Here is a 12,366-nt window from a genome sequence, read left to right on the forward strand (position 1 = left end):
GATGGTACTGCACTGGAGACGGTGTGGGAGAGTAGGACACCGCCGGACCTCACTTCGCAAAGGCCCTTGACTGGGATTACTGGTCAAGGGCCTTTGTCATGCCCCGTACTTCTGGGGGTGCGCTAAGAAGGTAGGGCGGCCGTGGCAGACTAGGCAGATGTCTGCTTCGGTGTTTGATCCCATCACGATTGGTGCGTTGACCCTGCCTGGCCGGGTGTGGGTGTCGCCGATGTGTCAGTACTCGTGCCGGCCGAGTGAGCCGGGTTATGTCACTGACTGGCATCTGGTGCACCTCATGTCCTTCGCGGTAGGCGGGGCGCCGTTGATCTTTACCGAGGCCACCGCGGTCAAGGGCAAGGGCAGGATCTCGCCCTGGGACGCCGGCCTCTGGCAGAATCTGCAGATCTCAGCGTGGCATCGGATCATCGAGCACGTCCACGAGCTCGGCTCCAAGATGGGGGTTCAACTCTCACACGCTGGGCGCAAGGGATCGGTCTTCGCGCCCTTTCACGAGGAGAGCGGCTCAGTGCCCAGGGAGACGGGTGGGTGGACGACGGTTGGGCCCTCGGCAGCACCCTTCGGAAGCTATGCCCCACCCCGACGCCTCTCGGTGGAGAAGATCGCGGAGATCGTGCAGGCTTTCGTCGCTGCCGCCCATCGCGCGGTGCTGGCCGGTTTCGACGTGGTGGAGATCCACGCCGCCCATGGCTATCTGCTTGCGCAGTTCCTCAGCCCTCTGGTCAATGATCGCGATGATGAGTACGGCGGCTCTGACGCGGGCCGAGCTCGGATGCTGTTCGAGGTCACCGAGGCGGTGCGAAAGATCCTGCCCGCACGAATTCCGCTGTTGGTGCGGGTCTCTGCCACCGACTGGTCGGAGCAGGCTCCCGGGGGGGTGGAGGGTGACCTGGCCCGGACGATCGAGGTCGCGAAGGGGCTTCAGGAGCGGGGCGCAGACCTCGTTGACGTCTCGACGGGAGGCAACCTTCCCTCTCCCAAGATCCTGGTCGGTCCTGGCTATCAGGTCCGGTTCGCCGAGGCTATTCGCCGGGAGATCTCCATACCGGTCAGCACCGTCGGGATGATCACCACCCCTGGTCAGGCGCAGGAGATCCTCGCGGCGGGTCGCGCGGACGTCGTGATGCTTGCCAGGGCTGCGCTCGCAGATCCGCACTGGTGGCATCGGGCTGCCCATCAGCTCGGACACGAGCTGGCCTGGCCGCCGCAGTACTCCCGGATCCTGGACCGCCACGTCTATGCCGCGGGCTCAGACCTCGGCGCGTAGCCGCCGGCAGTCTTCGACATCACCGTGAGGCCTCCCGGCGTGGTCGCGGAGGACAGGCAAGGATGGGCAGATGCTCGCGCCGCACTCAGTCGACCTTGTCGCCGCCCGGGCACATTGGGTGCGTCGTGGTCTGATCGCCATCCCTGGCACGGCCCTTCCCCGTGGGGTCGCGGTGGCGGATCTAAGGTGGCGGTTGGAGCACTCCGTCGAGGGTGGGCTCGAGATCCGCGAGGAGCCGGGACCCGGTTTCGATCTCGAGACGGATCTCCTCGGGCTTCCGGAGGACGTGCTGGAGTCGGCGAGGCACCTGGCCGGCTGCCTTGCGCTGAGGCTGCCTGACGCCGGCGCCGCGTGCGCCGAAGAACTGCTCCGTGGCCCGATCGCGCTGGTGGCCCGCCACTGCGCCGGCGGTGGCGATGGTGGGGGCGTCCGAGCGCCGAACGGGCGGGTCCTGCTGGCGACCTCCCTGCAGATCCCGTACGTCCTGGACGACATCTACGGTGCCGAGGCCGTCACGCGTGACTACGGAGTCAGCTGGGCTGGAAGTCACTCCGGCCCCAGGCCGGGACGGGTGCCCATCCTCACGGTCTGGGCACCAACTGCTCGCCAGGTCACTCTGCTGCTGTGGGATGGTGTCCCTCCGATCGGGCACACCCGCGCCTGGTCGCCACGGGGCGTGCCGGCGCGCTATCCGATGAACCGCGATCCCGACGGCGCCTGGTCGATCATCGGCGAGCCGGGGTGGCGGGACCGGTGCTATCAGTTCGAAGTCACCGTCTACGTGCCCGGGCAGGGCCGGGTCGCGACAGTGCGCAGCACGGACCCGTGGTCGGTCGGTCTGGCCATCGACTCCACTCACTCGGTTCTTGTGGACCTCACGGATCCGGCCTGGACCCCTGCGGTATGGCGCTCGGCCGTGGCGCCAAAGCTGCGCCGAGCTGTTGACCAAACCATTTATGAGCTGCACGTTCGCGACTTCTCCCGTGACGACCCGGAGGTGCCGGAGCAGGTTCGCGGCAGTTATCTTGCGTTCGGTGAAGGGGGCAACGGTCGCCGTCATCTGCGGATGCTGGCGGAGGCAGGGCTCAACACCGTGCACCTGCTCCCCGTCTTCGACTTCACGTCGATCGAGGAGGACCCCGCCCTCCAGGAGATGCCCGATCCCGGCTACCTGGCAGCACTCTCGGCACGCGAGCCCGCGGGCGAGCAGCAACAGCAACTGGTCTACGCGGCCTCTAGGCGTGGCGCCTTCAATTGGGGCTATGACCCGTGGCACTTCATGACGCCCGAGGGGTCATACGCGCGCCCCGCCGCAGCCGCTCACGGGGGGCAACGGGTCGCGCAATGCCGCGAGATGATCGGCGCCTTGCACGCGACCGGCCTGCGCGTCGTCCTCGATCAGGTCTATAACCACACCACCGACTCAGCCTTGTTCCGCTCCTCGGTCCTGGACCGCATCGTGCCTGGCTACTACCACCGGCTCGGTCCGTCGGGTGGCGTCGAGACTTCCACCTGTTGCCAGAACCTAGCGACCGAGCACCTGATGACCGAGAAGTTGATGGTGGATTCCTGCGTGCTCTGGGTGCGGCACTACCGCGTCGATGGCTTCCGGTTCGATCTCATGGGCCACCACAGCCGACACAACCTCGAACGGGTCCGGGCGGCCCTCGACGAGCTGAGACCGGAGACCGACGGCGTCGATGGCCGTGCGGTCACTCTTTACGGTGAGGGCTGGAACTTTGGCGAGGTCGCCGGCAATGCGCGTTTCTTCCAGGCGGTGCAGGGCCAGCTCGACGGCACCGGGATCGGGACCTTCAACGACCGGCTCAGGGACGCCGTTCGCGGCGGGAGCGTCCAGGACGACGATCCGCGCGACGAGGGCGGGTTCGCGACCGGGGGAGCCGACCCTCTTCATACCGATCAGCTCCAGGTCGGACTCGCCGGCGGGCTGTCCGATATCGCCTTCCGATCTGCGGTGGATGGGCGCCCAGTCACCGGTCACAGCGTGCCCTACGGCGGATCACCTACGGGCTACGCCACCGAGCCCGACGAGGTCGTCAACTACGTCGACGCCCACGACAACGAAACGTTGTGGGACACGCTCGTGCTCAAGCTCGCCCCGGACACGCCGATGGCAGCGCGCATCCGTCGCAACACCCTCGCCCTGGCCACCGTCACCCTCTCGCAGGGCATTTCGTTCTGGCACGCTGGCGCGGAACTGCTGCGGAGCAAGAGTCTGGACCGCAACAGCTATGCCTCGGGGGACTGGTTCAACCATCTTGACTACACCCAGCGTGACAACGGGTTCGCCCGCGGTCTGCCGCCGAAGCCGGACAACGGTCGTCGCTGGTCCGCGATGGTTCCGCTCCTGTCGGACCCAACCCTGCGCCCTTCCCCGGCTGACATCGGCCTGGCGAGCGGCTGCGCCCTCGACCTGCTGCGACTGCGTCGGGACCTCCCGCTGCTGCGGCTCGGGCGCGCCGAGCAGATCTTGTCCAAAGTCACGTTCCCGTGCTCGGGGACCTCAGGCGGGCGCCGCGACGTCGTCGTCATGCTCATCGACGACGCGTCCGACCAGCAGATCGACCCTGACCATTCGGGGGTGCTCGTGGTCCTCAACGCCTCGACAGACAGCGTCAGGCAGGAGGTGCCAGGGCTGGCCGGCCAGTCCTGGACGCTCAGCGACGTGCAGCAGGAGGGGGTTGACCCGGTCACTCGAGACACTCGCTGGGACCGGGCCGCCGGCACGGTGACCGTGCCGGGTCTGACCGCTGCCGTTTTGGTGCGCTACCGCTGAAGGTCGCGGGAGGACTCAGCGTCGGGGGCGACGGTCCACCGGGAGCGCGCACGTGTAGACGACGACCCGCTTGGCCTGGGGGTTGCCCTGCCCCACGCGGCGGTAGCGGTCCATGACCTCCATCAGCTCGGCCCGCATCGCGGTGGCCTGCTCGGCCGTGACCTGCACCGCGTGGTCCTCGAGCCCGCAGACCTCGCGCCAGGTCTGATCCCACCGGTCCCGCTCGTGAACCCACGCCTGGGCGCGCTCGCCGAAGTGGGCGAGGTAGTCCATCGCCAACCAGTCGGCGGCCAGCGCGTCGTCGTCGTCGAGCGGCGCGTCGTCGGAGAAGCCGGACCTGGTGACGCGGTCAGGTGTCACGGCGGCGCGCCATACCCGTCGCCGGCCGGTGCCAGCACCGGTGTCCTCGACCAGGCCCACTGCCTCCAGGCGACGCAGGTGGTATGACGTGGCGCCCGTGTGGGTGGACAGCGCCACCGCGAGCTCGGTCCCGGTGGCATCGCCGTGCACCCGCAGCTCAGCCAGCAGACGGCTGCGCAAAGGGTGGGCGAGCATGCGCAGCGCCCCGGACTCGGTGCTCACCTGATCACATCCTCACGATGCTCATGCCCTCTTCGACTCCGAAGAGGTCGACAGCGCAGAGTCTCGCGTGTCTTCGGCTCGGGCAGTCTCTGGATTAGAGGCGAGGAAGGCGTTGAGCCAGCGCGCCTGCGGGTCGGCATCGACGAGGATCGCCTTGACGAGCAAGGTGGCCGGCAGCGCAAGGAGTGCTCCGATGGGTCCGAGGACCCAGGCCCACACGATCAACGACAGGAAGGTCACGGTGGGCCCGACACCGACGGCGTCGCCGGTGAACTTGGGCTGGATGATCGTCTGGATGCCGAAATTGAGGACGGTGTAGGCGATGAGCGTGAACAACGCATTCATCGGTCCGTTGGCCAACAGGGCCATGAGGGTCGGTGGGACCAGGCCGATGACGAAGCCGACATTGGGGATGTAGTTGGTGATGAAGGCGAGCACGCCCCACGCCAGTGCCAGGGGAACGCCGAGCCAGATCAGCGCGACCACGTCCAGGACCGCGACGATGAGGCCGAAGATCGTGGTGACGACCCAGTAGCGGCGGACGCCCTGGCCGAACGCGGTCAGCGCGGTCGCGAGGCGCGGATGCTGCTCGCGGACCAGCTGCAGCCGGCGCGTAGCGCTCAGGGAGTCGACCATGAGGAAAAAGAGCACGATGGCGGCGGTGCCGAGCAGACCGAGGATGCCGCCCACATTGCCCAGGATGCCGCCCAACGCACCGATGATGGCCTGCGGGTTGAGCGCGTCGCGGAGCTGGCTGATGATCGCGTCTTCCTTGATCCCGAAGCGGGACAACAGATCTAGTCCTTGGTTGTAAAGACTTTCGAACTCGGCCTGATAGGCGGGCAGTTCCTGCACCATCTGCGCGATCGACCACCCCAGTGCCCAGAAGAAGGCGACCAGGAAGGCGAAGACCGCAGTGCCGGTGATGAAGGCGGCCAGGGGTCCCGGAAGGCCCTTGCGAGACAGGGCCACCTGCAGGGGCGCCGCGGCCACCACGAGGTTCAGCGCCAGAAAGACCGGCCCGATGTAGTTTCGTAACTCGTGCAAGCCAAGCAAGACGGCGAAGGCCAGCGCGAGACCGAGGAGCACGAGGATCGCGCGCGGGGTTCGGGCCGGTGTGGCGCCACTTGGTGACGCGGTCGCGACGTCGGTCCGGGGGCTGGGGCTCGCTGGTGCGCGACGCTGGGCTCGGCGGTGGCGCAGGCGTGGGATGACGGGCATGCAGGCTCCCCTTGGATCGGACTCATCGGTGCTCGACAAGGCTAGAGCATCGCCTTCCTATGCACAATCATTGTGCATGAGGCGGGCCAACGAGCGGGCGCACACTCCTCCATACCGTCTCTGACCTGCACTGATCTCAGATTTGGGAGCGTGCTGCGGCCTCGGTAAACTAGAACAGTTGCCTACCCATCCACCTACGAAGGTTTGCATCGTGCGTACGTACACCCCTAAGCCCGGCGATATCACTCGCGCCTGGCACGTCATCGACGCGACGGACATCGTCCTCGGCCGACTGGCGTCCCAGACTGCGATCCTCCTGCGCGGCAAGCACAAGACCATCTATGCCCCGCACATGGACACCGGTGATTTCGTCATCATCATCAACGCCGAGAAGGTCGCCCTCACCGGCGCCAAGCTCGAGAAGAAGAAGGCCTACCGCCACTCCGGTTACCCGGGTGGTCTGCGAGCCACCAGTTATGAGGAGCTGCTCGAGAAGCACCCCACCCGTGCGGTGGAGAAGGCCATCACGGGCATGCTCCCCAAGAACTCGCTCGGTCGCGCGCAGCTGCGCAAGTTGAAGGTCTACGCGGGTGGAGATCACCCGCACGCTGCTCAGCAGCCTGTCCCGTTCGAGATCTCCCAGGTCGCGCAGTAAGGAAGGTTCGCGCAGATGACTGACACCAACACCGACGTGGAGACCGTGGAGTTCGACGAGAACTCCGTCTCCGAATACACCACCGAGTCCGAGACCCCGGTCGAGGCGGCCGCACGGCCGACCGCGTCCGCCCCAGGTGCCGCCACCGGTCGCCGCAAGCAGGCCGTGGCCCGCGTGCGCATCGTCCCCGGCACCGGCGAGTGGAAGATCAACGGCCGCACCCTGGAGGACTACTTCCCCAACCGGGTGCACCAGCAGATCTGCAACGAGCCGTTGACGGTCCTCGAGCTGGACGGCGCGTATGACGTGCTTGTCCGCGTGCACGGCGGCGGTCCTTCCGGCCAGGCCGGTGCGATCCGCCTGGGCGTGGCCCGCTCGCTCAACGGGATCGACCCGGAGCTGAACCGCCCCAGCCTGAAGAAGGCTGGCCTGCTGACCCGCGATGCTCGCGTCCCGGAGCGCAAGAAGGCCGGTCTGAAGAAGGCACGTAAGGCGCCGCAGTACAGCAAGCGCTGATCGGTTGACGGTCGGCTCGACCGCGAAGGCCTGGTGGGTGCTGCCCGCCGGGCCTTCGTCGTCCCAGGGTGTGGAGCACGAGCGGCGGGCCCGCCTCGTAGGCGCCGGTGAGGCATAATCACGGTGGCCCTATCGGCAGGACGAGGAGAAGTGAGATGGCACGACTTTTTGGCACCGACGGGGTGCGAGGCCTCGCGAACAAGGACATCACCGCCGAGCTGGCGTTGAACTTGAGTGTGGCGGTGGCGCATGAGCTCCAGGGGCAGGGCAAGTTCGGTGGGCACCGGGCTACGGCCGTGGTCGGTCGTGACCCCCGTGCCTCTGGGGAGTTCCTCTCGGCGGCGGTGATGGCCGGCCTGGCTTCCGCGGGCGTCGACGTGCTCGATGCTGGGGTGCTGCCGACGCCGGCCATTGCCTATCTGACCCGGCGGATGAACGCCGAGATGGGGGCCATGCTCTCGGCTTCGCACAACGAGATGCCTGACAACGGCCTCAAGTTCTTCGCTCGCGGCGGGCACAAGTTGGCCGACGAGATCGAGGACCGGATTTCTGGCCGGGTCGGCAATGACTGGGACCGTCCCACCGGCGCAGCGGTCGGCCGCATCCGCCCCTTCTCGCGCGGGGCAGAGTTCTACATCGACCACTTGCTCCGGGCGGTGCCCGGAAGGCTCGATGGTCTGCGGATCGTTATCGACGCCGCCCATGGCGCGGCGTCCGTGGTCGGCCCGGAAGCGTTCCGTCGTGCGGGAGCCACCGTCGACGTCATCGGCGGTGCCCCGGACGGGCTCAACATCAACGAGGACGCGGGCTCGACCCACCTGGGCAACCTGCAGGAGGCCGTGCGGCTCCGTGGCGCCGACATGGGGGTGGCCTTCGACGGCGACGCCGACCGCTGCCTGGCGGTCGATGCGCAGGGGGAGCAGGTCGACGGAGACCAGATCATGGCGATCCTCGCGGTAGCGCTGCACGAGACCGGCAAGCTCAATAACGACACTTTGGTCGCCACCGTGATGAGCAACCTCGGCCTGATCAAGGCGATGGAGCGTGAGGGGATCCACGTCGTGCAGACCGCGGTGGGTGACCGTTACGTACTTGAGGAGATGCGAGGCCACGACTTCTCACTCGGTGGTGAGCAGTCCGGTCACGTCATCATGCTCGACCACGGCACCACCGGCGACGGCGTGCTGACCGCGCTGGCCCTGGCGGCGCGTGTCGTATCCTCTGGCACGCCCCTCAGTGACCTGGCCGGGGTCATGGCGCGCCTCCCGCAGGTGTTGATCAATGTCACCGGCGTGGACAAGCATCGCGTCGAGTCCGATGAGGTCCTCGCAGCTGAGCTCGCCAGGGTCACTGCTGAGCTCGGCGCTGAAGGACGGGTGCTCCTGCGCAAGTCCGGGACCGAGGCGCTGGTGCGTGTCATGGTCGAGGCGGACACGGAGTCGCGCGCCCTCGGGTATGCCGACCACCTCGCTGAAGTCGTCGCTCAACGTCTGGCGCTCTGAGCGAGCCCGGTCACTGGCACCAGGCGGACTGGCGGTTCTGAGAGTCGTTGATCTCACGCCTTTTGCGGGCTCAAAGCGTGCTTGTCGCTGCGCTCTCCTGCGCCTGGGAGGCCTCCTGCAACTGCTCTTCGATCTGGTCGAGGAGATCCTCGACGGCCTCGAGCCCGTCGACCGGGCCACCGGCCAGCAGTCCGTCCGCGCCGAGCACGACTGCGCTGGGGCTGGAGCCCGCCGCCAAGGCCTGGTAGGCCCGGGCGCCTGGATCCCACCAGACGTCCGCCAGCCCGTCCAACTGGGGAGCGCTGAAGGGCGAGTCGGTGGCGAAGATCAGGTGGACGCGAAGCTGGGGGAGTCGTTCCCGCCACGCGGGCAGGCGGTCGATGCTGGACAGGGTCGTCCCGCACCAGCAGTTCACCAGCACCAGAAGCTGCGCACCGGTGCGGGCAAGATGGCGCAGGTTGACGACCTTGTTGTCCCTGTCCAGCAGCACGGCGTCGGGGATACTCACCCGGACGTAGTCGTCTTCGTCCAACTCCATCGCCTCGTCGATCTGCGGGGAGTGCTGTCGTCGGCTGGTCGGGGTGGATCCACTGGAGCCGAGGATCATCACCGCGACCGCGGCCAGAGCCAGCGCGAGCACCGACCACAGGAGGTCGTTGCGGGTAAAGTCCAGGACGAGCGCCCCCGCGGCCGGTCCGAGCACCGCCAGCGTGGCCGCCACGACGGCCAGGGCCACGAGCAGGGTGTTGCGCGCCACCGTGCGACCGTTGATCCGGTGGTCACCAATCTGCCCGAAGCAACCGCAGGTGGGGCGAGGGTCAAAGCCCATCGCCCGGACGACTACCACCCAAAATCCGATGAAGAGCGCGAGCGCGAGAAGCGCGCCGGCACGGTAGGTGGCCAGCCACGGGGTGAGGAGGAGCGCCGCTGTCACGAACTCGCCGGCGATGAGCAGGCGCGCCGCCCCGCGGGACTGCAGGAATGCTGGGAGGCGGAGCATCCGCATGACGGCGTGGGTCGAGTCCAGGCTCTGGGATTTGGCTATCCCGCTGAGGATCAGGACGGCCGCCAACGTGAGGGGCGCGAGCGCAAGAGCAGTGGGCATGATGCCCAGAATACGTGACGTGTCAGGTCAGTCGGACGTCCTCAGATGACCTGAGTCAGGAGACCGTTGTCGACGTCGTACATGAACCCGCCGGCCTGGGCGCGGCCGGCGATCAACGGGTGGCTGGTCACGCGGCGGACATCCTCCATCAAGGTCGCACGCTGGTCGGCCACCACGTGGAAGTGCTGCCACCATGCGGGCTGGCCGGAGAGTTCGGACACCTTCTCGCGGAGCTGGTTCTCCGTCATCTGGGACATCGCGCACTTGGTGTGCGGGACGACCAGGATCCTGCTCACGTTCAGGAGGTGCACGCCCAGCACCAACGCCTCCAGCGCTGCCTCAGTGACGCGGCCACCAGGGTTGCGGAAGATCTTCGCGTCACCATGAGTCAGACCGATCATGTGCAGCGGCTCGATCCGTGAGTCCATGCAGGTCACGATGGCGACCCCGGCTTTGGCGATGCCGTCGAAGCCGGACAGATCGTGGTGCGCGGCGTAGTTGACATTGGCCTGGAGCAGATCGGCAAACTCGGCGCCCTGCGGGGTGGACTCGGGTGCGGTGCTGGACGTGGTCATCTCAACTTCCTCAGGGAGGGGGGCCAGGCTCCTGGTAGTGGTCCAGGACGCGGCAGGTGATGAGGCCAGGGTAGACCTGTGCCCGGTCAGGCTAGTTCGGCCCTCGTGGGTGCTGCTGCCCCGGCACGGCCGACCGTGTAGGCGGCGGTGGCGCAGGCTCGCTGCAGCGCCGGCGCGATGTCTTCCAGGTCGGCTCGCTGCAGACGCTCCCGGGCCTGTGGTGAGCCGAGGAGTTCCGCGTCCAGCAGCCCGGACAGCAGCCCTGCCATAAAGGAGTCACCCGCCCCGACGGTGTCCACGACCGACACCGTGGTCGGCTCCAGCTCGATGGTTACCGCTGCTCTGCTCAGGTGCACCACCGCGCCTTTTTCACCGCGGGTCACGATGACGAGCTCGGGACCGAGCCGCCCCCAGAGGTAGACGACGTCTGCCACCCCGGCATCGCCATACAGCCACTCCACGTCCTCCAGGCTGGCCTTGACCACGTCGCTGCGGCCGATGCAGTCCTCGATCCGCCCACGGCTGTCCTCTGGTCGGCCCATGATCGTGGGCCGGCAGTTGGGATCGTAGGAGACGGTCGCGCAAGCGCGCGCCTGGGCCATCAGATCGACGATGACGCTGCCTCCGGGCTCCAGGGTGGCGGCGATCGAGCCCGTGTGGAGATGGCCGATCCCGCGCAGGTCTTGCGGCCCGACCTCCCAGGCCAGGTCGAAGTCGTAGGTGGCGATGCCGTCGGCATCCAGGTGCGCTGTCGCCGTCGAGGTGCTCGGGGCCTGGGTGGACCCGGGCGTCAGCACGACGTCGGCATCGAGCAGGTGCTCTCGCACCCGCACCCCGAGCTCGTCCTGCGCGAGGTAGGCCGTGAGGCGGCTGTCGTGGTCCAGCGCGGCCAGCCCGATGGCGACATTGGCGGGGGAGCCGCCGACGTGCGAGGTCGGCTCGCCCTCCCCGTGCGGCACGACGATATCGACGAGCACCTCACCGATCGTCAGGACGGAATGCTGCTCGCTGGGGTGCGTCATGCCAAGGCTCCTGGGCGCCTCAGTGCTGGCCTTCGGGGGAGAGCGCGTCAGCGATCTGCGCCACTTTGTCGAGGCGGTGGTGGGAGGTGATCTCACGGATCGTGCCGGACTTGGAGCGCATGACCAAGGAGTTGGTGACAGCCGTGCCCGAGCCATAGCGCACGCCGCGCAACAGCTCACCGGTGGTGATGCCAGTCGCCACGAAGAAGCAGTTGTCGCCGGTGACCAAGTCGTCGGTGGACAACACCCGATCCAGGTCGTGCCCCGCATCGATCGCGCGCTGCCGCTCGTCGTCATCCTTGGGCCACAGCTTGCCTTGGATCACGCCGCCCATCGCCTTCATGGCACACGCCGTGATGATCCCCTCGGGGGTGCCGCCGATGCCGATGAGCATGTCGACGGAGGACTCTTCGCGCGCCGCCGCGATAGCGCCAGCGATATCACCGTCAGTGATGAAACGCAGCCGCGCCCCCGCCGCGCGCACTTCCTCGGTGTAGGCCTGGTGCCGCGGGCGGTCCAGCATGATGACCGTGAGGTCCTCGATGTAACGCTTCTTGGCGCGCGCGATGCGGCGGAGGTTCTCTTTGATCGGGAGGCGGATGTCCACCCGGTCGGCGACGTCCTGACCCACAACCAACTTGTCCATGTAGAACACGGCGGAAGGGTCATACATGGTGCCGCGCTCCGAGACCGCCATCACGGCGATGGAGTTGTCCATGCCCTTGGCAGTCGGGGTGGTGCCATCGATGGGGTCAACCGCCACGTCCACCTGCGGACCGGTGCCGTCACCGACCTGCTCGCCGTTGTAGAGCATCGGCGCTTCGTCCTTCTCGCCTTCGCCGATGACGACGATGCCGTCCATCGACACCTGGGAGATGACCTTGCGCATCGCCTCGACAGCAGCATTGTCCGCGAGGTTCTTGTCTCCACGACCGACCCAACGGCCAGCGGCCAACGCAGCAGCCTCGGTGACGCGGACGAGTTCCATCGCCAAGTTGCGATCGGGGATGACCTGCTCGGTGCTGGGGCGGGTGGGCCTGTCCGTGGCCATGCGGGACTCCTTGGTTCGCAGGTAGAAGCGATTGACGGTCAGCCTAGCGGTCAAC

11 protein-coding genes are annotated in these 12,366 nt (G+C 67.4%); 5 read left to right on the top strand and 6 right to left on the bottom strand.

What is annotated here, in order from left to right; all coding sequences use genetic code 11:
• Positions 1-157: 157 nt before the first annotated feature.
• A complete protein-coding gene (locus tag Q4P07_RS02750) occupies positions 158-1,285 on the top strand; it encodes an NADH:flavin oxidoreductase/NADH oxidase (protein WP_303373363.1) in 1,128 nt (375 codons plus the stop codon).
• A gap of 70 nt (positions 1,286-1,355) precedes the next feature.
• Positions 1,356-4,082, top strand: a complete 2,727-nt coding sequence (pulA, locus tag Q4P07_RS02755; RefSeq protein ID WP_303373364.1) for a pullulanase-type alpha-1,6-glucosidase — start codon at positions 1,356-1,358, stop codon at positions 4,080-4,082.
• A 15-nt stretch (positions 4,083-4,097) separates the two neighbouring features.
• Here the strand turns inward: pulA and Q4P07_RS02760 are convergent, their stop codons facing one another.
• Together Q4P07_RS02760 and Q4P07_RS02765 are read right to left on the bottom strand one after the other, a co-directional pair.
• Positions 4,098-4,664: a helix-turn-helix transcriptional regulator gene (locus Q4P07_RS02760; RefSeq protein ID WP_303373365.1), complete on the bottom strand. Its 567-nt coding sequence runs from the start codon at positions 4,662-4,664 to the stop codon at positions 4,098-4,100.
• A gap of 21 nt (positions 4,665-4,685) precedes the next feature.
• Positions 4,686-5,885 carry an AI-2E family transporter gene (locus tag Q4P07_RS02765; RefSeq protein WP_303373366.1) on the bottom strand — a complete coding sequence of 400 codons (1,200 nt, stop codon included), beginning with the start codon at positions 5,883-5,885 and terminating at the stop codon, positions 4,686-4,688.
• Between the two features lie 211 nt (positions 5,886-6,096).
• Between Q4P07_RS02765 and rplM the strand changes: the two genes are divergently transcribed.
• The 3 genes from rplM (at position 6,097) to glmM (ending at position 8,558) form a co-directional block, all read left to right on the top strand.
• A complete protein-coding gene (gene rplM, locus Q4P07_RS02770; protein WP_303373367.1) occupies positions 6,097-6,540 on the top strand; it encodes a 50S ribosomal protein L13 in 444 nt (147 codons plus the stop codon).
• A 15-nt stretch (positions 6,541-6,555) separates the two neighbouring features.
• A complete protein-coding gene (rpsI, locus tag Q4P07_RS02775) occupies positions 6,556-7,056 on the top strand; it encodes a 30S ribosomal protein S9 (protein ID WP_303373368.1) in 501 nt (166 codons plus the stop codon).
• A gap of 155 nt (positions 7,057-7,211) precedes the next feature.
• On the top strand, positions 7,212-8,558 hold the full coding sequence (glmM, locus tag Q4P07_RS02780; protein ID WP_303373369.1) for a phosphoglucosamine mutase: 1,347 nt from the start codon (positions 7,212-7,214) through the stop codon (positions 8,556-8,558).
• Between the two features lie 70 nt (positions 8,559-8,628).
• Here glmM and Q4P07_RS02785 read toward each other — a convergent pair whose 3' ends face one another.
• The 4 genes from Q4P07_RS02785 to glpX form a co-directional block, all read right to left on the bottom strand.
• Positions 8,629-9,663, bottom strand: a complete 1,035-nt coding sequence (locus Q4P07_RS02785; RefSeq protein WP_303373370.1) for a MauE/DoxX family redox-associated membrane protein — start codon at positions 9,661-9,663, stop codon at positions 8,629-8,631.
• Between the two features lie 41 nt (positions 9,664-9,704).
• The gene (locus Q4P07_RS02790; RefSeq protein WP_303373371.1) at positions 9,705-10,238 is read right to left on the bottom strand and encodes a carbonic anhydrase; all 534 of its coding nucleotides are present in this window, start codon (positions 10,236-10,238) and stop codon (positions 9,705-9,707) included.
• 86 nt (positions 10,239-10,324) lie between these two features.
• Entirely contained in the window at positions 10,325-11,260 is a 936-nt protein-coding gene (locus tag Q4P07_RS02795; RefSeq protein ID WP_303373372.1) for a carbohydrate kinase, read from the bottom strand.
• 19 nt (positions 11,261-11,279) lie between these two features.
• Entirely contained in the window at positions 11,280-12,311 is a 1,032-nt protein-coding gene (gene glpX / locus Q4P07_RS02800; protein WP_303373373.1) for a class II fructose-bisphosphatase, read from the bottom strand.
• Positions 12,312-12,366: the final 55 nt, after the last annotated feature.

The sequence above is a fragment of the Ornithinimicrobium sp. genome (assembly GCF_030537745.1).
In the GTDB taxonomy this organism is placed as follows: Bacteria; Actinomycetota; Actinomycetes; order Actinomycetales; family Dermatophilaceae; genus Ornithinicoccus.